Origin of the sequence: Alicyclobacillus macrosporangiidus CPP55 (assembly GCF_000702485.1) — a bacterium.
Classification (GTDB): Bacteria; Bacillota; Bacilli; order Alicyclobacillales; family Alicyclobacillaceae; genus Alicyclobacillus_H; species Alicyclobacillus_H macrosporangiidus_B.
Map to the genome: position 1 here is coordinate 2,030,987 of NZ_JNIL01000001.1, position 20,995 is coordinate 2,051,981.

Annotated in this window: 15 protein-coding genes and 1 pseudogene; 5 read left to right on the forward strand and 11 right to left on the reverse strand. The window is 54.5% G+C overall.

The window, feature by feature from the left end; translation table 11 throughout:
* Positions 1 to 21: 21 nt before the first annotated feature.
* The 9 genes and pseudogenes from N687_RS0110050 to N687_RS0110105 all read right to left on the reverse strand — a co-directional run bounded on the left by N687_RS0110050 (position 22) and on the right by N687_RS0110105 (position 12,566).
* A complete protein-coding gene (locus tag N687_RS0110050; protein WP_029421732.1) occupies positions 22 to 780 on the reverse strand; it encodes a metal-dependent hydrolase in 759 nt (252 codons plus the stop codon).
* 543 nt (positions 781 to 1,323) lie between these two features.
* The gene (locus N687_RS0110055; protein WP_029421733.1) at positions 1,324 to 1,665 is read right to left on the reverse strand and encodes a hypothetical protein; all 342 of its coding nucleotides are present in this window, start codon (positions 1,663 to 1,665) and stop codon (positions 1,324 to 1,326) included.
* A gap of 146 nt (positions 1,666 to 1,811) precedes the next feature.
* Complete coding sequence (locus N687_RS0110060) at positions 1,812 to 3,560, reverse strand: DEAD/DEAH box helicase (protein WP_029421734.1); 1,749 nt, start codon at positions 3,558 to 3,560, stop codon at positions 1,812 to 1,814.
* A gap of 338 nt (positions 3,561 to 3,898) precedes the next feature.
* Positions 3,899 to 4,174, reverse strand: a complete 276-nt coding sequence (locus N687_RS0110070; protein ID WP_029421736.1) for an HU family DNA-binding protein — start codon at positions 4,172 to 4,174, stop codon at positions 3,899 to 3,901.
* A 283-nt stretch (positions 4,175 to 4,457) separates the two neighbouring features.
* The gene (locus N687_RS0110080) at positions 4,458 to 6,233 is read right to left on the reverse strand and encodes an ATP-dependent helicase (protein ID WP_231493453.1); all 1,776 of its coding nucleotides are present in this window, start codon (positions 6,231 to 6,233) and stop codon (positions 4,458 to 4,460) included.
* 470 nt (positions 6,234 to 6,703) lie between these two features.
* Positions 6,704 to 7,822, reverse strand: coding sequence for a DUF2325 domain-containing protein (locus tag N687_RS0110085; protein WP_035462145.1), 1,119 nt, complete (start codon positions 7,820 to 7,822; stop codon positions 6,704 to 6,706).
* Between the two features lie 383 nt (positions 7,823 to 8,205).
* Positions 8,206 to 9,684 (reverse strand): annotated as a pseudogene (locus N687_RS20960) (IS5 family transposase).
* Between the two features lie 291 nt (positions 9,685 to 9,975).
* The gene (locus tag N687_RS0110095; RefSeq protein ID WP_029421739.1) at positions 9,976 to 10,233 is read right to left on the reverse strand and encodes a hypothetical protein; all 258 of its coding nucleotides are present in this window, start codon (positions 10,231 to 10,233) and stop codon (positions 9,976 to 9,978) included.
* 1,088 nt (positions 10,234 to 11,321) lie between these two features.
* Complete coding sequence (locus tag N687_RS0110105) at positions 11,322 to 12,566, reverse strand: hypothetical protein (RefSeq protein WP_029421740.1); 1,245 nt, start codon at positions 12,564 to 12,566, stop codon at positions 11,322 to 11,324.
* Between the two features lie 311 nt (positions 12,567 to 12,877).
* On the opposite strand from N687_RS0110105, the gene N687_RS20965 reads away from it, so the two are divergent.
* A complete protein-coding gene (locus N687_RS20965; protein WP_035462146.1) occupies positions 12,878 to 13,798 on the forward strand; it encodes a tetratricopeptide repeat protein in 921 nt (306 codons plus the stop codon).
* Between the two features lie 182 nt (positions 13,799 to 13,980).
* Here the strand turns inward: N687_RS20965 and N687_RS0110115 are convergent, their stop codons facing one another.
* Together N687_RS0110115 and N687_RS0110125 are read right to left on the reverse strand one after the other, a co-directional pair.
* Positions 13,981 to 15,324, reverse strand: a complete 1,344-nt coding sequence (locus tag N687_RS0110115) for an IS1380 family transposase (protein ID WP_029419949.1) — start codon at positions 15,322 to 15,324, stop codon at positions 13,981 to 13,983.
* 1,295 nt (positions 15,325 to 16,619) lie between these two features.
* Positions 16,620 to 17,066, reverse strand: a complete 447-nt coding sequence (locus N687_RS0110125; protein ID WP_156040106.1) for a hypothetical protein — start codon at positions 17,064 to 17,066, stop codon at positions 16,620 to 16,622.
* Positions 17,067 to 17,361: 295 nt separating this feature from the next.
* Between N687_RS0110125 and istA the strand changes: the two genes are divergently transcribed.
* The 4 genes from istA to istB all read left to right on the forward strand — a co-directional run bounded on the left by istA (position 17,362) and on the right by istB (position 20,524).
* A complete protein-coding gene (istA, locus tag N687_RS20970) occupies positions 17,362 to 18,648 on the forward strand; it encodes an IS21 family transposase (RefSeq protein ID WP_051663133.1) in 1,287 nt (428 codons plus the stop codon).
* A gap of 28 nt (positions 18,649 to 18,676) precedes the next feature.
* Positions 18,677 to 18,874, forward strand: a complete 198-nt coding sequence (locus N687_RS22170) for a hypothetical protein (RefSeq protein ID WP_156040107.1) — start codon at positions 18,677 to 18,679, stop codon at positions 18,872 to 18,874.
* A 71-nt stretch (positions 18,875 to 18,945) separates the two neighbouring features.
* Complete coding sequence (locus N687_RS0110135) at positions 18,946 to 19,713, forward strand: hypothetical protein (protein ID WP_029421743.1); 768 nt, start codon at positions 18,946 to 18,948, stop codon at positions 19,711 to 19,713.
* Positions 19,714 to 19,762: 49 nt separating this feature from the next.
* The gene (gene istB / locus N687_RS0110140) at positions 19,763 to 20,524 is read left to right on the forward strand and encodes an IS21-like element helper ATPase IstB (protein WP_029421744.1); all 762 of its coding nucleotides are present in this window, start codon (positions 19,763 to 19,765) and stop codon (positions 20,522 to 20,524) included.
* Positions 20,525 to 20,995 lie beyond the last annotated feature (471 nt).

The window sequence follows — 20,995 nt, forward strand, 5'->3', positions numbered from 1 at the left end:
TCCGTCGTCGCCTCGTTTGGTTCAGATAATCGCAAGGGCGGCAAACCCAAAGAGAGCCAGTCCTCCAACCATGTAATCGACGGCACCGCCTGTTTGAATCAACCGAACACCAAAACGCTGTCCCCAAGGCCACAACAGCGGTACTCCGCCAGCAATGGCGTCCGCGGCCAGGTGCAGGACGTACCCCATGATAAGTCCAGGCGCTACCATGCCAATGTGCAGGGTGTCGAGTAAGTGGACACACATGTTCATCCCAGCCGCAAAGAGACCAACTCCGATCAGGCTGTGGGTGAACGTACGATGTTTGCTGAAAGCGGCCCCGATCATCCAGACGGCAAGAAGAACCGCCGCTTCGAGCGGGATCTGCTTGTGCCACCCCAAATACAAAAGACCAGCCGCTATTACGCCGAGGCCCAAGATGCGCGTGGTGTTTTTCGCAGCTCCGAACAGCACGGTCAGGAGTATTGCCAAACCCCAGGCCGTCAGTGAAGTCGCGTGATGGAGCAAGACGATCAAGACTGCTGTGATTACCAACACCGGCAATCCGAAGAATACTTCGATTTTGCGTGCCATGAGTGCATCAGGCTGATCCAGATCGGGCACAATTGCACCCACCATTGACGCGCCAACAAAAACCGCTTGCGCGACGACCACGTGCGGGATGGTATTCCAATTGCTGTCGAGCAGCTGCCGCATAGTTTCCCAGTGCGAATGGAGAATGAGCGGTGTGGCCGCGACCGCCCCAACCGCGCCGATTCCCATGTGCGTACGTCCTAACATGCGTTTGCCCCCTTTCGTGATTTAACGTAGCACCTGTTTCAGGGGCGCGTTGGTCGCTTTGGAAATGACTTTTAAGAGGAGATTAGCACGGACAGTGGGGGAAATTGCGCCATGTTTGTGCCAACATTGACGCTTGGACACGGAGATAGTTTGCGGAACATGTTTGCATTCGCGTATGTTGTGGTACAATGTGCATAGAATAAAAGGCGGAAGAGGGATTCACCCTCTTCCGCGTGGGTATGAGTGGGGACCCCGTTTGGTTTGGCGGCCTGTGGGGTCCTTTCTCATTGCCCACACCAGGTACGCCACCGCACGAATCACGGCAGCGATCCCCAGCAGGGCGAGAAACACACTCATCCCGTTCACCCCCTTTCGTCAGGGAGTGGACGCGGAGAAGGTTTCCCCTCTCCCACTGGTCATTCTATCATGTCGCGAGTTGGCAATGGGTTAGAGGTATGCACATAGAATAACAAGTGGAAGAGGACCGCTCCCTCTTCCCAGCGTGTACGGGACCCCTCAGTCATACGACTGCCGGGTCCTTTCTCATTGTCCCAGGTCGATCCCTGTTCGCAGTTTTGGAGGCAGTTGCCGCCAATGTGCCTGGACTAGCTCCTCAGCCACTTGAGCTTCCCGTAGTGCCTCTTCGGCCTGCTCATATTCGGCAATGAACGGGTCGTCGAATCGCTGTTGAGCGGCCGTGAGTGCTTTTTCGAGCGTGCGCACGGTGCGATACAAGAGGGCAACGTCTGCGAGGGTCTGCCGGATCAGCAATTCCTCCGGAGACAACCGGGGTGCGGACTTGAGCTGGTTGTTCCGCTGTTCCCTCAGATGCGCTCGGATCTTCTCGATGGTGGCCCGAGCTATGTCATCCGCTGCCGTGGGCATGCTTAATCCACCTCTCAAAGCCAATGTCAATAGCGACAATAGAAAGCCACAAGTTACAGCCGAAATCACCAGTGAGAATTACACGGAGAAAACTGATGTCTATTAGACAAGTGCCCATGACTTGTCAAACGTACTTGCTAAATCTATCAGGCTTCCTGCACATGCCGCGACTGGGCATACGAGCGAAAACGCTCGATACGCTGTGACAACCACAATTTTCCCTTATCAGTTTCCAACACCTGTCTCCATGCTGTGGCATTGAAATTCTTGCACAGCGTCCGTACCCGTTTACGGGCGAAGGCTCGGGCCAGGGCGTCCGAAGCCATCCCTCGCGTCCAAGTGTCGTCGTACTGAATGCGGTACTTGTCCAGCACGTATTTCTGCCGCGTCGACATCGGAGCGTTGCGCCAGTCGGCTTCTTTCTCGATGAGCTTGGATTCGAGCAGCTGGAGAAACCCTTCCGCGATCCCTTGGGCGTATTCAAGGGGCAGGGACCTGTCGTGCAGGGGCATGAATTTCTCGTTGTTGAGTTCGAGCACGGGCCAGTATTCGTCGCCATCCCGATACAGGTACGCCCAGCGGGAGTCTTCGAAGCAAATAGCGAAATTGTCCTGGACCTGTTGCCAACGGTAACGGCTTCGGTTGGCGAAAAGGTTGATCGCCTGGGCAACCTGGGCAGCTTTCTCCTGCTTCTGCGCGATCCGTGAAAGCCACTCAATCACCGTCTCGCCCTGCTCCATAGGTAGATCATCTTCTGCTTGCTCATCTTTCCCGGCTGGAAGGCTAACAGTTTTTAACCGTTCCTTTCGTTGAGTGCGCATCAGCCGGGCAAAGGTTTGCAGGGACTTGTCCTCGGTCGCACCGGTCAGGTCCAGTACGAGTGCGTCGGTTTTGTTCGGGTGCAAACGCAGTGCGCGCCCGACCATCTGCACGTACAGCGCTTGGGAGCGCGTGGGCCGGGCGATGACCACCGCGTCCACATCCGGTTGGTCGTATCCCTCGGTCAGGATTTGGCAGTTGACTAACAAACGCATCTTGTTTTCAGAAAATGCCCGCAGAATGGCCGCCCGGTCTTCCGCCTTCATGGAACCGTCCACCGCGGCGCAAGCGATCCCACGTGTCCGAAACCGCTCGGCCAAGGCGTGCGCATGCTTCACGTCGACGGCAAAAACGAGCGCCTTGCGGCCTGGGGCATACGTCAACACTGCGTCGGCAACCGCGTCCAGCGCTTCCTCGATGTTCATGGCGTACGACAGATCCTTGGCGTTGTAGTCCCCGCCAACAGTTCGAATGGAACCAAGATTCAGTCCTGGGACTTCAACCTTGATTCCGCGTACGTCTGACAGATACCCATCCATGATCATCTGCAGAATAGTGCGCTCATACGTCAGGTGCTCGAATACGTCCCCAAGCTCCGTCCGATCCGCCCTGGAAGGCGTGGCCGTGACGCCCAACAACGGTGGTCCGTCTTCGCGGAACACTCCGAGGCGTTCAAGTACTCCAAGCGCCCCCTCGGCCCGGCTGTGATGGCACTCGTCGTAGATGATGAGGCCTGGTCTTTTGATTCTTCGTCCGGCCACGAGTGTTTGAGTAGAGGCAATCAAGACTTCTCCAAGCTGGTCGTTGCGGCCAGCCTGGATTCGACCGATGAACACTCCGGGCCAGACGTACTGGATCTTTTGTTCGGCCTGGTCCAGGAGTTCTGTGCGGTGCGCTATCACAAGAATCGGACAAGTGTTATCGATCTCGTGGTAAAAACGCCGCGCGATTGCGCCGAACACCACTGTTTTTCCGGCACCTGTTGGCAGTACGATCAATTGCCTGCGATGCTCGGGCAAGGCGGCAAAGAAGGCCTCCACCGCCTCCTGCTGGTAAGGACGAAGTTGGATATTCATGAGTAATCACCTCCCTCTCTACGTTCGACTCCATCACCTGCGGCGCCGCATCGCATACCAGGAAACAGCCGCCAAAGCGATGATCACGACGAGCATGAACGGGAGGTGGCGGATCAACTGATACCCTATGCCCCAGCCCATCCCGTGAACAATGGATCGCCCGAGTTCATGTCCCATATTGGAGTATGCGTGGTGGTATGCTGTGTGGTTGTAATGCACTGCTAATTCACCCTTCTGGTATGTCACTCTGCTGGCAGCGCCGGCTTAACCCCGTATTGCGTGTCTTGTTCGCATCTATGTTCTCTATGCGCTGCCAGCACAGGGACATCCCTGTGCAATCAGGACCGGACGACTTCTTTCAGGCCAGACCCCGCCTTGAATGTCGGCACCCGGCGTTTCGGCACCTGAATGGTCTCGCCGGTAATCGGGTTGCGAGCGGTCCGTTCGGCTCGTTCTTTCGCCTCAAACGTACCGAACCCGGTGATCTGGACCTTCTCGCCGGCTTCCAAGGCCTGCTCGATGGCCCCGAACACCGCGCCGACAACCGCCTCGGACTGCTTCTGAGACAATCCTGTCTGCCGTGCAACCTTTTGAACCAGTTCCGACTTGTTCATGAGCTAACCTCCTAAGTGGAATTTCACTACGATTCCAACCTACCATGTCTGAATCCAGCGCGTTTGCAACTTTAGAGCAAAATTTCAATCCCTCCTTTCCATTCTTCGCTTCAAGTCCGCGGTCATAACACGGAACCGCTTGTTCATGGCTACAATCGCTAGAATAACGAGACCGCATACCGCACCTGCCAACACGTCTCTCACCACCTTTGTCCAGGAACAAGTGAAAGTTAACATCTCCATAGAGAATTACACGGAACAAGGACTTGTCTAACGCACTTGTTTATGCCTGAAGTGCCTTCACAAACCGGGACAACTGCCGTTCTTTGTCGCCGTACTGTTTTGCCGCCAACAGATACAGGTTTTCCTTTGCCCTCGTGATGGCCACGTAACACAGGCGAGTCTCTTCACGCAAAGATTCGCCTGCCCGTGATTTTTTGTGCGGAAGCAAGCCTTCGGCGAGGCCCGCCACAAACACCGTCGTCCACTCCAGTCCCTTACTCTTGTGAATGGTCATCAGCTGCACCGCGTCGTCCTTGGGCTCCTTGGACTTCTCGATGATCCAGTCCACGAACCGGAGAAACTCAGGAATGGTCCTGTATCGCGAGGCTGACGCGATGAGCGCGTCCACCCACTTGATCGGCTCATCCTCGTCCTGCTGGCGGATTAGCCCCTTTTGGGTTTGGACCAGCCACTGAATGGCCTTTCCTGGATTAGGGATCTTCTTCAAAGACTCGATTGTGTGCACAAACGAACGGCATTTCTCGTGTTGCACCACGGCTTCCCAGCCGGCTTGCTGGACTTCTCTTACGACGGAAATGGGGATGAATCGCTTGGGCCGATTCAGCAGATGCCCCCACACAGACGGATCGGACGTGTCCTGCGTGGTACGCAGGTAGTCCAGGATCACCTGCACATCGCGGTGCTCGTAGAAGTGCGTGTCTCCTACGACATGGTAGGGTATGCCCCGTTCCGCCAGGGCCTCCTCGTACACCCGGGACTGGATGTTGGTCCGGTACAACACGGCGTATTCGTGCCACGGTACGTCAGGATGACGTTTGCGCATGCGCTCAATCTCTTCAGCGACAAACCGCGCTTCTTCCACGTCTGTTTCGACCGTGATCACCTGGGTCACCGCGTCGTCCGGCATCTCCCGGTTCGCAACCACTCGCTTTTGCACCTGGTGGCCGCGGTTCAGTTGAATGACGCGGTTGCCCAGTTCGACGATGAGATCATGTGAACGGTAATTAACCGTCAAAAACACCTTTTTCGCCTGCGGGAACTGCCGCATGAACTCTGCAATGAGACCTGGCCTTGCCCCGCGAAAACCGTAGATTGATTGCCAGTCGTCCCCCACCACGAACAGGTTTTTTGTGCGCTTGACGAGTTCAAGGAGAAACAGCCACTGGGCCGTATTCGTGTCCTGGAACTCGTCCACGAGCACGTAATCCCAGCGATTCCGCCATTGCGTTGCAAACTTATTGTCGGACCGGAACAGCCTGATCGCGTGCATGAGCAGGTCTTCAAAGTCAAGCTGCTTGCGTTCTGCCTTGAGAGCCTCATAAGCCGCGTAGACCTTCCCAAGCGGTTCCGGCACCTGCCCTGGCAAAAGCGCGTCAGCCTTCGCTTTGAACACGGCGAGCACAGCTTCCGACGGGTTCATGACAGGCCCCACGCCATGCCTGTTGTACTCGTTCGGTTCTTCGAGCACCTGTTCGATCAACCAGTACGGTTCGGGCACGACCTTCCACTCATCGCCCAACTGCGGGAGCACCATACGGTACGCCACGGAGTGGATGGTGCCAATGGCGACATCCTTGCCTTTGCGCCCTACCAAATCAATCAAACGGGTTTTCATTTCGTGCGCGGCCTTTCGCGTGAAGGTACAGGCAAGGATACGGTACGGGTCGATGCCTTGGTCGATGAGGTACTTGATTCGTGCGATGAGCATGGCCGTCTTGCCCGACCCGGCCGCGGCGATGACAACACAAGGGCCATCGACGTGCGTGGCCGCTTCACGCTGTGCTTCGTTAAGTTGATCCAGGCTTGGCACGAACATCCCCCGTTTTGTCGACCTTGATTCTATGGCCCCTATTTGCCCCTCAGAGACGTTTCTCGTGGAAGTAGGTATAGGAACCTTATCCTCGCTCCGAAGCGTGCGAGAAGGGCGTTTCTGCCCGACTGGACGCGGAGGAACGATGTGAAAACGTGGACAGTTTGGATGGTGTTCGCTGTATGGATTGGTGACCACGACGTAGGACGGAGGGCGGATTCGGACGCGCCGCAGGTGCATGGGAACAGGCCGCTCCGGGTCGCACAGACAACGAAGCTCGGCACCAAGTTCGTAATACTCGTGCAGCATTCGTTGAACCTGAGCACCGCCGTACATCAAGGTCTCATACGAAACCCGATGACTCCTGCTCCCATACCGCAACTCGACGCACGGTTCCTGCAAATCCATCCCAGCGTCCCTCCTTTGTTTCAGGGTACAGAAAGGAATTGCATATTTCGCGCCATCTTCGCGCCATATTATGTGGCGGACGCCGGCACAATGGACAGCTTGCGCTCCAGATCCTCCACCGCCTTTGCAAACGCTCCAAGTCCGGCATGAGGCACGAGGACGGAACACTTGTCCGAGGCCTTGAGCGCGTAGAACTTGAGGTGGCTCGAGTACGCAGTGATGAACAGAATCCCGTCTGCCGCGTCCAGCTTCGATGTGGTAAAGCGATCCTTGTCGAATCCCGGCAGAAAGTCGAACACAGCTCCCTTGGCTTCAAGGATCGCCCGGTACTGTGGGGCGTGGGATTCGTCACCGACTACCAGGATTCGCTTGCCCTTCAGGGCTGACACATGCGGCTCGTGTTGGTCTCGGCCCCGGATGGTTTGTTGCAGTTCATCGATCACGCTCAACAGTGTCTGCACATCCTGCTCGTACTGCTCACGCAGACGTCTGTTTTCCTCTCGCAATCGTTCCAGCTCGGTTACCCTGGCGGCCTCAATATCACGGGCTGCTGCTTTTTCCGTGGCACGAAGGCGCGCCCGGAGATACGCGTCGAGATTGTAGGCCAGACAGTACGCAAGCATGAGTTGTTCGGGGTCCACTGTGCGCCGTGTCTTGTCCAGCCATCGATAAACGAGATCATCGTCATTTTGCAAGAAGAGGATGGAGTACAGGGTCATTGCTGCGATCTCGTTGTCAGACTCGTCCATGTGGACACCCAGCTCGTCTCGAAAGTATCGGCACAATTCCTCCATCGGTGCGTCAGATCGGAAAGCCTCTTGAATTTCTGGCAACAGCAACACATCTTGCTGCATCGCAAGATGTCTTTTGAGAATGTGGGGTTTGATCAGGGCCTCCTCCGCTCGCTGGAGGATACGTTCGTTCCCGGCTTTCAGGTCTTTGGGCGTAAATCGCATTCCCGTGGTTTGCAGCAACTGGGTCACCTGGCGCTTGGACGGCGAGGACTCGACCATGATTCTCAGGGTGAAGTACGCATTGAGCCATCTGCAGTCGTCCAACGACAGTTGAACAATGGCGTCCTCGTCCTGCGTGAACGCCGGATCTTGCATGAACATCCAGAGTTCGTCGATGGTGACGGGTACGCCGTCGCGCATGATGGTCTTGGTCTCTTTGGCTTTCACGTACAACGTGAAACTTCTGAATTTGAAACGGACTGGTAGAGAGAAGACGATAGGCTTGTCCATCAGGATCACCACCACTGAATGAGTAACCATATCGTACCCGATGTGGAACCATATAACACGCCAAGATTGCGCCAACGGCGCGACAAAAAGAGCCGCCTTTTCAGGCGACTGCACAGGGTAAAAGGGGTTCTATGGGGCTGGTAAAATGACACCTTTCAGTCGGAGTATACCATGTCCTGTCTCTTGATTCCATGACACACGGGGAAGCAACTCCTGTCCCTGAGAATTGAAAGAACAAGTAGGGTCTGCTGAACGAGTCTTTTGACCAACCCCAGCGGCACTCGGCTCGTATTCTTCGGTATGCTATCTTGACCTACCGTTGAGCGTTATGTGAGCATCAGTGCTCTGCCAGAAACGCTGGTTGCCATGAACCTGGACAAAATGGCGCAAAAAAGCAGGCGCAGCCGCCGCTCCAGGTTCATCACCAGCAGTTGCAAGGCAATCACCGTTTCACTGGTTTCTCGCAGACGTGCACGGATCAGGCCGAGCCCATACAGGCGCTTGCCTTCGCCAATCTTGCCTTCAATCTCGTTGCGCTCCGCTGCATCCTGCTGCTCGATTCGCTTTTGTTCCACCGCCAAGGATTTCGATGGCCGTCCCAATGCAGGCCCGCTCAATCGAATGCCCCGCTATTTGCAATAGCGCAGGTTCTCCCGGGTTCGGTACGCCTTGTCGGCCAGCACGGTTTCCGGATAACAACCATACCGCTCCCTGTACGCTTCCACCGCCGCCTGCAACGTCAGACCCTCGTGGAAGTTGTTCCAATCCAACCGTTCCAGCCTCGCATACCCATTGACAAGGCTCACTGCCACTTTGGCCCCGAACTCCACGTTGGCCCGCGCTTTGCCTCGAACGATTGGACGTACATGCGGCTGCGAGATGCTCACGATGCGGTCTTCAATGCGATGCGTGCGCTTGCGATACATCTCCTCTTGCTGTCGGTGGAGCTCGCAGATTACGAGAAGCTGATGGTACTGACGCCGGCTGAGTACGCTCAGCCCGACTTCATCTTTCAACCGCGCAATGATGCGCAGGTCCCTGGCCACAAACCGCAGCTGTTTGCCAATCGCCTTGCGAAGCACCCTCGGACTCACACGACGCTGTTTGGCCACTGCAAGATACGCTTTGCGTGCCTTCTCACGGTACGTCCGTGGCTTGCGCTTACCGCCTTTCCGTGCTGCATGCAGGACGTCGATGATTTCCTCCAGTTTCTCACGCGCCTCGTTGAGCAGCGACAGGTCTGTGGGATAGGCGATGTCTGCTGGAGCACACGTCGCATCCAAAAGGAGCTTGCCTTGATTTCCGGTTTCTTGGGTATTCTCAGCACGCACTTCCGTCGCATGTGTGTCCGCCTCAGACCCGGAACCACCGTCCTGATCATCCGAATCAGCGTGGTCATCGTCTTGTTCCTCGGCAATCCATTCGTTGACCTGGTTGATGATGTCACTGCCTAGCCGCTTGCGGAAGTGCGTCATCAGGGAAGGGTGGAACGGCGGCTTCTGCTGGAACTCTGGAAGTCCGATGAAGTACTGCACATACGGGTTCTCCGTGATCTGCTGCACCGTCTCCCGGTCACTGAGACCTAACCGTTCCTGAATAATGAGGGCGCCAAGCGCCATACGGACTGGATACGCCTCTTGACCCATCGTCCGGGATTTGAACTGTTCTCCGTAGTGTTTTTCCACTTTCCGCCACGGAATCACCTGCGCAAGCTTGACCCAGCGGTTATCCTCATTCAACTTCCCACCGAACGGAAGGAAGAAATCACCTGGCAAAATAAGTTGGTTCTCCCTCGCGCGGAACACCGGTCCGTCCTCCATGTGCAAGGATTTTGCGCTCCTGTCTAGAAAAACCCTTGCACATAAATTCGCGTTCAGAGCCCCAAAATCCTGGCCAGTAAAGGACTTTCCGTTCGTTCAGCAGACCCCAAGTATAAATCCGCCCCGGCAGGTACATACTGCGACTGACTGGGAGGGAGGTGATAGACTTGAAATGCGCAATCTGCAAACGACCGACCCAGTCGAAGACTGGCTTGTGCCGGGAATGTACCAAATTTGACCGGGCGCTTGGAAAGGAACTCAACGAACGCTTGCCTGTCAGTAAACGACCCGGCCGTTGTCGGTCATGGGGATGACGCGGAACTCGCCGGCGTCGTGGATCTTTTGCAGGTAGTTGATGAACGACGGGGTGTTGACCGCGATCTCGATGATCTCGGCCGCCAGTGCCGTTTTCGTCATGTCGCACGCCAGGGCGAGGCGCTTGAGCTTGCGATGCGTGTCCTGGTCGAGCGCTGGATTGACATGGGCCTTTTTGTCGGACCTTTGTTTCCTTTGCCTCTCCCCTGCTGTTGTCATGCTTCTTTTAGCCCCCTCTCCCGGAGATAGCCCACTAAATCGTTTATGGGTTTCATCGTTAAAAGGTTTACGGGGGAGGGGTGGCAAATATACCGGCCTACGAATGTTGTCCTGGTGACCACCCGTGTCGCGGACAGGTGTGGGGCGTAATCCTCGACGTACTCCCAGGTGTCAGCGGTTACCCCTGGATCGCTAATGCCCGTAAGACCGCTAGGGACACGGCCTCCGGTCGACCGCGTGTCGGTGGTGGTTCACCGCCTGGAAGTAGGCAGGCATTCATCCCTAATCTCATAAATATCATGTATTATTATGGTGAGAGAACGAAACGGGGGGGAGAATAATGCAGTGGATCCCGTTTTTGAGTATAATCGGTTTTATTCTATGGGTGGCGGTTGTTATCGCAATTTTTCAGATCCACATTTACACACGCCAATCCGCAGAAAATCTTAAGGAAATCAGACGGATCCTTGAAAACTGGCCGAAAGAATAATCGGTAGCCAACGCCTGCTGGATAAGTCGATCCGTCACGGTGGGGATCCCACTCCCGCTCCACTATCTTCTCGAGCAGGGACTCACCTTCTTCGCAGGATCGGGGTATTCTGCTGTCGTCGCTCGTCGCATGAACGCATGTAGTCCATCCTCGTTTCATGTTCGGCCCTTCCGCGGGCGAGCGCTCGCCTACGTACTATGGCCTCTGCTGACTCCTGTCCGTTCAGCGCCGCCTCTCGACGGCGGTTACCGGCTCTGCCGGCGTACCGGACAGGCCTCCCCGGATAAGAACGGCCCCTTTCCTCTCATGCACCCGCCGCATTTACTGCCACAGCCCTTGGCGACTTCGGACTTCGTTGTGCCTTGGCAACTCATCCAACTGCGACAGCCTCAGATGCGGTGCGTGTACCTCGGGTCGAGAGTTTGCCTCCAGCTTCCTCCGGAATCCATCTCACGATGGACACCCTTGCTCTTGGCTAACGGTAGGTATGCCGCCAACCCCCGTTCGGGACTTTCACCCTATAGAGACCGCCCATGCCGGGCGTACAAGCGAAGCCCGCCCAGTCCAAAGCTGGGCGGGCTTACATTGACGGGTGTAATCAAAAATCTGCGACATTGAAACTATCTCCAATATCTCCCGAGGAGTAATTGGTAGCGTCCAGTCCGCAAAACGTAACCACGAAATCACCCGATCCGTAGAATCTACCAAAGGTATTTTGTGCACGCACGCCCGGCTCGTAGTACTGTGCCTGAGCGGCGCCATCTGTGCTTTGCCAATACCCAAAATTCCCTAGAGGTTGGAATCCTGTATTCCATGCCCCGTAAACGCCGGCGTTAGAATCGTTTGTGATCAGTGCCCCGTGACCTTGGTAGGTCCAGCTAATCGCATCAATACCACCGCCAACAAGCGAAACAGTAACCGAGCTGTAGTTCTGGGTCTGAGTTGGACTGAAGGAGATTAATTGTTCTCCGCCGTACGTGGTATTTTGATCAGCGCCCGGGAGATGGACACCTATGGATTCCCAGGTAGCAGAAACCTCTCCGCCATCGTATCCGTTGACATAATTGAATGATCCGGCGAGTACGTAGCCAGGTGTAATTTGATCTAATCGTTTGATATCCCAGACGCTATAAGAACTGTCGTGGTATTCTCGAGTAAGCTGATAACCCCAAATGTACTTTCCTACCTTGTATCCCCGGCTGTCATACACGTACGCTGCACTTGATGAGTAGTAATAGTTGTTGCCAGAACCGCTCGGGGTTGAGTCTGGACCCAACTTGGCCCCCTGAGTCTTCTGGGTCTTCTGGTACTGCTGCAGTGAAGCCAGCGCCTGAGTATATTGCTCCTGAATCGTTGCAGTAATATCAGAGACTGGCAGCGACTTGTCACCGAATACCCTGAAAATCATTGATGAAGTGCTCCCAGGGACTCGAACGATAGCCTCCGCAATGGGATGAAAATTGGGATTATCCTTGTTAACCGTTTCGAAGACAGGCCCTGGTGCATCAAAGGCCTGCCTTAGTAACATATCGGACAGCTTGCCGTCGTCATTCCCGACAATTGTGATGACCTTTCCGGCCTGAAAATCCTGTTTCAACTTTCCGAAAGATGCTGTTCCCCGAAGGCTTTCCAATGCACTAGGATCTGCGCTTCCTGGATTGGTCTTGGTTGGAAACACGGTTTGATTCGATCCTGGCACATTTGACCGTACGGCTACATCCATCGTAGCGGTCTGGTCATTGATGACAAGCCCGGGGCTGTCCGCGTATACAGCGGCTGACGGAATTAGGACGGCAGCCATGACTAATGAACATCCAATCGTCGACTTCAAATGTCCTCTCATACAATACCCTCCTCAAAATTGCACTTGTGGCTAAACAGCGCTACGCAATTGCGGGTGGTTCCCAGGTATGCGGAAGAGAAGCGCAAGCATAAACGATAACAGCTGCGACCCACAGGCCGAAACTAATCCACCGATAATGGCGCAACCTATCTCCCCTCCTTCGTTGTATACGTTATCCCCAGCAATTTGCTTCTAACAAATCACGAAAAGCCCAATTATGATAGAATAGTGGTAAATCAGAAAAATCCGCCCTTGTGATCTGCCAGCCTTACTCGGTGTGTGAATCATATTCACAAAAAGAGGCGATTGGTGTGATCGGAACGAGGATTAGGGAGCTGCGGAGATTAAAAAAACTCACTCAGGAAGAGGTGTGCCGCGGAATATGTGATAGAAGTCTGTTGAGCAAAATAGAAAATGGCGCAACCGTGCCATCCGTTAGCTTACTGGAACAACTCTCTAAGCGGCTTGGAGTGGAATTGAGTTTCTTGGTCCCAGAATGGGAAACAGATTCCGAGGGTCCATCCATTATAGAATTTATGAAATCGTTGCTCAGCGATAATAACCACGATTCCTTAATCACCTATGGAATGAGCGCAATTCAGTTGAAAGTCATCAAAAATAACGAGAATCTCTTGTCTAAATGCTTGCACTTAATCGGACTGGCGTATCATGCTAAGGGCAAGTATAGAGAAGCGAAAAACTATTTTTCGATGGCAGTCGACAAATCAAGAAACACCAATTTGAGCACATATGTATCGTGTTTGAATTCCCTTGCCGCTTCCCTTATCAACTTGGGACAGTATGAAGAGGCATTGATGCACTTACAAGCAATAGCCGAAACGTCTGTCACAGTTCCGGTGGACGCACGTACCCGAATTAAGGTTCTTTTTAACAGGGCGAAAATACAAAAAATATTCGGTGATACAGAAAGCGCAAGACGGTATCTGCGTGAGGCTTTGTATGTAAGTAAGCGAGAGGGCATACTTGAGTCTGCTGGACACGTTGAAACTCTGCTTGGCCTTATCTATTTGGAGGAGGGGCACTTGGAACAAGCCATCCAATGTTTCGAGAGATCAAGACTGATCTACACGTACATTAGCGACGTAGATGGCCAAATCGGATCTTACGTGAATCTGGCTGAAGCCACTTTAAAAAAGGGAGATCGAAAAGGGGCGCTACGCTATGCCACCATGGCAAAATCTGTGTGGTTATCAAATCACCTGAATCCGTGACAGGGTACCTGTCGAGCACTCATGCGGCGTTTATCTTGCATCGAACGGGCTGCGACTGCATTGGTGCGTGGAGCGATTCCATCGAATTCAACCGTAAGGGAACGCCAGTTCCCGCAGAAGCGAATAACTTCCCCGGCCTGTTCATCGTCAGGCTTTGTTCCCAGGCCACAAGACGGCACATGTTATACGAAGGTCAAATACAAACGGCGAAACACAGGGAACCATCGGTTCCCATGCCCCAACTTCAGTTTGCTCTGCCTGGCATGTCGGACTAGTTTCGCAGCCAAGGTCATCAAGTTCTGAATCACCGTCCGGATACGACGACGTTCTGCCTTCTTACGCAGAGGTGCATCGTTGCGTTTTAGGCTTTCCTGGCCAATCACCCTCAGCAAGTTGTAAGCCATGCATACAAAATGCAGTACCAGGTTGTTGGTTGCGAACTTGCCTGACGGTAACCGTTCAGCGTCCAGATCCGTCTTGATTTCGCTGTGGAACTGTTCCATCACGGCGTGGTCATGGTACAGACGAATGATCACATCTGGGTCGTCGGGCAGTGAGGTCCAGTAGGCGTCGACCTCGATGTCTGGGACCAACAGGGTTTGCCCGTCGGCCATGGTGGTCCGTTCGATGACTTCGAATACCATCCGAACTGGTTCCGACAGGCCCTTGACCGGGCACATCAGCGAACCGTGATACACTTTCTTGCCTGGCCGAGGTTCGTGGCATACACCGTGCTGCTGGGCGGTCACGAGCCAGGCCTGGGGGCTTTCCTTTCGCAGATTCCGTTTGATAATGAACTCGGCCCTGCTGTCCTGAGAACGACACACGGCAAGGTTTTCTGCACTGTCATTTCCGGCATCCATGCGAACGAGCAGCGGAAGGGCTGAAATCTGCTTTGCGTACTGAATACTCTTGCGCAAGAAGGCCGCTGTATCCTTTTGAACATGGGTACTGCCTTCACGCAGCTGAACATTGACCACATAGCCCTCTTGGCCGAGGTAAGCAAAGATTGGGGCGTATCCATCGTGGCCTTTGTACGTGCGGGAGACGCCTTCTTTTTTCGTTCCCGAGTTATCAAATGGGCTCACGTCAAGGTCCAGGGGAATGTAAGCCCGGCGTTTCGATGACTCACCCAGCACAATCGGATGCAGTGTAACATTCAGGGTTCTCAAGAGGTTTGCGGACTCTTCGAGTAAAATACTCTCCCAGCCGGCCTTTCCGGCGGCCATATCCAAACGCTGGCGCAGCGTTGGGCTCGAAGGCACGCTGTCCATCTGTAGTGCGATCGTGAAAAACTCGTCATCACGAAAGGCTTCGATGTGGTCAAAGTCCGTCTTGCCTTGACAAAGCAGGCCGATGTATGAGTACGCCACATCTCGGTTTGAAATGTCTGGTTTTCCCATGCCTGACAGGCGAGTCCGATTCAGGCGTTCACCGAGAGTGGTTTTGTCCAGCAATAAACCGACAAGGGTCATTCCAGAATGTGTGACAATGACTTCGTCGGATTCTTCGATGATAAAGCGCAAGGGGGTTCACCTCTGAGGTGAAGGGGGATTGAAGGGAACGGACATCCCAACGATCCCGATTCTACACGACAAATCACAAGTGCTTCAGTAGTTTTTACACCTGCTTGTCACGGATTCAGGAAATCAATCACTTCACTTGCCTGAATCTTGTATTTCAGAGGTATTCGTGAAAGTTACATCATAACCCCCTCAATGGAGCGGATAATGGCATAATCACGAGGAATTTCGAACACACGTTCGTGCGTTAGTCTGGAGAAGGGGTGGTTCGATGCGGACTGTAAAACCTCCGAAAGGAGCAAACATGAACGAAGCGGATTTGGATCGGGTCATTCCGGCAGCGGCTATGTCTTTCGTCAGGGTGTTCTCGTCGGCGACGAAACACGTGTGTCGCTTGCATCATTGGTCTCTTGATTACGTGCCGCTGGTGGGTCGTTCGACACAGGCTTCGGCCCACCGCGGTTTCGTGATCAAAGCCCTGTTCTCGCATGCCCGTCCCACAACTCCCGTGTCTGTCGCAACCGCTCGCTCCAGCAGTGAGGGCACTGTTTGACGGACATGGCCGTTCCCCACTCGGTCCAAAACATGTGCCCTCTCGGGCAGATCCATCCCTGCATGAGAGCCTTCCTGCGCGTCTCCGCAACTTCAACCTTTTGCGTGAGCCACGCCTGCGGCGGCTCCGTCAAACTGTCCAGCCACCGGCGTATGGCTTCGACCACACATTGCGCGAGAGGCCTGCGCTCAGTTTGGGAAGCCTGCTCAAGCGATGCGTACTCGAGATCCGTCAGGTACACGGACACTTTGTGGGTTCGGCGTTCCTCGTCGGGCTTGCGTGGACGGGGCATATTTGCAGGCCTCCATTATGCAACGTAATAAACGGTTCACTTTGTCTCAATTGTATCTGCACGGGAGATGTTAATCAAGGTTATAAACAGTTATAAATGAGAATAAAAATATCGGCCTCCCTTGTAGGTTGGCCGTGTCTTGGCGAACGCTCAATTTAGCGACATGGCGCGTACTTTCCGCGCTCGTTCCGAACGACTTGCCCTTCTTGTACGAGCTCTTTCAGTGCAGTCATCACGCGTGACGAAGCCGACTGATACGGAAACCCAAGGCGCAGACCGATGTCAGTCGGCCCGATCGGTCACCGGTGCGGTTGACGCTGTTTCATCCGAACAAGGACGTGGTGATTGAGGGTGTACCGGAGTGGTTGTGGGAGGCAGGCGGCAATCGTGTGCCGGTGGATTGCCGCCTGCTGGTTCGGGTTGAACTCGGTACAAGGAACAGTCGAGAGTACGTTACGAAAGCAGCTCATTGACCCTCGAAAACAAAGCTTCCCATCGACGCTCTGTCTGCTCATCAATCTCTTGGAGCAGTGTAACTTGCTGTTTTAAAAACACGAGAGCTGGCTTGTAATGATCGAACTTGCCACCCGACACTCCATGATCAGAAAAGTACTTTTCAACCTTCTTCGTAATACGCGGATTATTGGATGTCAAATCAGAGATCGTGATTGCGGAAGGTAAGTCACGGGCATATGCTTCGTTCACGAGTTTGAGATAAAAGTCTGCGTCAAACAGGTCTTCTACATCTCCGTCGTTGCCTTCTATGAATTCTGTGACTTTGATGAGGCTAGATTGTCTGAGCAATGCATTTTCTTGGAGAGTCCGAATCCGTTGCAGGTCTTTTCCGGCAATATCCATTAGCACGGCTATGTTTAATTTGTTCGCTCCCAACAATGACACGAATGTAGACAGCTTGTCTGCCCCACTGTGTATTCCGACGCAAACCGACCACCGGTTACGACGGATACCGACCATCAATTCCGACGCAAACCGACCGCCCATTCCGGGTGAAACCGACCACTAATAGTTGGTAACCACCTCTGCCTTTTCCCCCTCTGAGTGCCTTCCTGAGTTTCCATTTCTGTGAAAATGTGCTTTGGCACTGGTCACCTTATCACGCCATTTCCTATCCTTCCTTTTGGGACCCTATCAGGGCCCAGAAGGAGGACGTAGGTTGGCGAACAGGAGGTTAACCATGCGCAGGATTCGTGAAATCCTCAGACTACGGTACGAGGAGGGAATGAGCGCCCGCAAGATTGCCCGCTGCTTCGCTGTATCCCACAGCACAGTGCTTGAGCTTCTGCGCCGGTTTGACGAATCGGAATGGTCCTGGCCGCTGCCCGACACCATGGACGACTCGACGCTGGAGAATGTCCTTTATCCGCAACCGGTCTCCAATGAGACCAAGGACCCCGTGGACTTTGCACGGGTCCATGCTGAACTGCGGAAGAAGAACGTTACGCTCATGCTTTTGTGGGAAGAGTACCGGCAATCCAGTTCCAACCCGTACGGGTATTCCCGCTTCTGTGAAAGTTACCGAGAGTGGGCAGCGGCTCACGAGGTGACTGCACCACAACGGCACAAGGCAGGTGAGAAGGTATTTATCGATTTCGCGGGCCACACCGTGCCTGTCACCGACTCGTCCACGGGTGAGGTGTTTCAGGCGCAAATTTTCGTGGCTGTCCTGGGTGCCAGCAGCTATGCGTACGTGGAGGCATGTCGGGGTCAGGATGTCCCCTCCCTCATTCAAGCCGTTTGTAACGCACTGGAATACTTCGGCGGTGCCCCTGAGATCATCGTGCCGGACAACCTCAAATCCGCAGTCACCAAGCCGTCGCGTTACGAGGCGGAGATTCAATCGTCCTTCGAACAGTTGGCGGAGCACTACCGGCTGGTTGTGCTACCAACGCGCCCTCGCCATCCAAAGAACAAGCCCAAAGTCGAGAAAGGCGTCCAGGATGTGGAGACTTACATCTTGGCCAGGATTCGCAACCGGAACTTCTTCAGCTTAGCAGAGTTGAACGGGGTTCTCTGGGACATACTGGAGGATTTCAACAACAAGCCGTTTCAGAAGATGGAGGGCTCCAGGCGCAGCCTGTTCGATTCCGTCGACAAGCCCGTGCTGCGCCCGTTACCCAAGGAACGGTTCATGCTCGCCAAGTGGACGGTGGCGAAGCTTCAACCAAATTGCCACGTTCAAGTGGATCGTAGCTTTTACAGCGCTCCATATCAACTGGTCGGTAAACGCCTGGATATACGTCTGACCGATCACATGGTGGATATCTTTCATGGCGGTCAGTGCGTAGCCACGCATGTGCGCAGCTTCACACCGGGCACCTACGTCACCGAACCGGCACATCTGCATCCGCGCCACCAGGCGGTGCTGAACTGGTCTCCGGAGCACTTCCTGAAATGGGCAGAGTCCATCGGGCCCAACACCGCTGAATTCATAGAGGGAGTATTTGCCTCCAGCCCATCCTGAACAGGGTTACCGAATTTGTCGCGGGGTCATGGAACTGGCCAGATACTACACCAAGGAGCGAATCGAGGCGGCTGCCATGCGCGCGACCCAGTACCAGACGTTCTCCAGTAAAAGCCTGCGCTCCATTCTCGAGAAAGGCTTGGACCGCATTCCAAGCGGACAAGCCAAAGTGGTGCAGCTTCCGCGTCATGAGAACCTGCGAGGGCCAGAGTATTACGAGAAGTAGGCCCTCGTATACCGGCTGGATACTCGTATACCAAAGGATACCCCAGATATACCAAGGAGGTTAAGTATACGGTGAACGACGCCAAAGATACCACGCTGAAGGTCACTGCGGGTCTAAAGGACGCGGTGAACCAGTTGGGTGCACAGCTTGGCGGTATGACGCAGCGCGAGGTCGTCGAATATCTTCTCGGCTTGCACCGTGCAAAGCAGGAGCAGGAGGGCGGCCGTCCCATTCCCGCACTGGATCAGCTGCGCCGCCATTTTGAAAGAATCGAGGCGATTTACACCGAGTGGGTCAACGTCACCTGGGATCAGGAAGAAAGATATACCGTCGAGATCGCCCGACTACAGGCCGCTCTCGAGGAAGCCAAACGGGCCGTGTACGAACAGAGGGAGCAGTTGCAACAGATATCCGGGCAGCACGCTGAACAAATCGCCCAGATGCAGACAGAAGCCGCATTGGCGCAGGAGACCTGGGCTCGGGAACGGGAAGAGATGGCTCAAAGGCTCGCACAGGCTCAAGCGACCCAAGAGCAGGCGGCCCAATTGGCGAGTCTTGCACAGACGGTTTGCGAGGAGGCAAAGCGGCGGGCCGCGACGCTGGAAGCCCGTGTACAGGCGTTAGGTGAACTCGAACAAAAACACACTGCCGTACTGGCTCGGCTTCAGGAGACCGAGCGCGAACTGGAACGTATCCGTGAACGGATGCCGTTGGAACTGGACAAGGCGGTCCTGGACACCGAACGCCGGCATCTGACACTCATCGCGGAACTGCGGGAATCCCTGGCCCAAGCTCGTGAGGAAAATGCCCTCCTAAAGATTCGTCTGAATCAGCCTTAAACGAGGGGGGGCATCCCCCCCTCCTCCAACTGAAAGGGGATAGCCATTCATGTGGACAGAACAAACCGTGCAAAAACTGAGGCAGATGCGGCTTCACGGTATGGCAGATGCTGTCGTGAACCAGGCCGAGCGGACTGACGTGCAAGGCTTGGGCTTTGAGGAACGTCTGGCACTCATAGTGGACGCGGAGTGGAATGCGCGGGAAAACCGCCGGCTCACGCGTCTACTGAAAGAAGCCAGGCTCAAGATTCCGCAGGCTTGCCTGGAGGACATCGACTACACACACTCACGGGGGCTCGAGAAGTCGCTCATGCGCTCTTTTTCGGCAGGAAATTGGTTGAATGCCCACCACAACATCCTCATCACGGGCCCAACCGGTGTCGGGAAGAGTTACATCGCCTGTGCGCTTGGGAACTTTGCTTGTCGGCAAGGGAGAACGACCCGCTACTTCCGCACCTCGAGAATCATGAGTGAGCTGGCAATGGCGCGAGGTGACGGGTCGTTTCAGCGGGTGTTGAGTAAACTGGCCAAGACCGAGGTTCTAATCCTGGACGACTTTGGTCTATCACCGCTGACCAGCAACCAGTGTACCGACCTGATGGAAGTTATCGACGACAGGACGAACGCGGTTACCATCATCGCCAGCCAGCTCCCGATAGAAAACTGGTATGCGACGTTTGAAGACCCGACCACCGCCGACGCGATACTGGACAGGCTTGTACACAACGCGTATAAGATCAGGTTGACGGGTGAATCGATGCGGAAGATTCGCGGCTTTTTGACCGAGGACTCTGCCGAAACCCGCGAGTGAATTTCCAGTTCGCCGAGCACTTTTCAGCAGGGCAAACCGGGATCTCGGAGGGGCATATCACTCGGCTGAAAAAGTGGTCGGTTTGAAGTGGAATCGGTGGTCGGTTTGGAGCGGAATAGGTGGTCGATTTCGTCGTAATACGCAGTTTTCAAGTACAACATGAAACTTCTGAACTTGAAACGGACTGGTAGAGAGAAGACGATAGGTTTGTCCATCAGGATCACCGCCGGTTCGTATGAATAACCATATTGTACCGTCATTGGCACCTTGTAGAACGCCAAGATTACGCCAACAGCGCGACAAAAAGAGCCGCCTTTTCAGGCGGCTGCAAAGAATGAAAAGGGTTCCATGGGTCGGTAACATGACACCCTTCGGGGAGTATACCACGTCGTGCCAGTTGATTCCACGACACACGGGTAGATATTTAAAGCGCGTGTACGGAAAGGAGCAGGCAAGATTTTTGCTACGCAG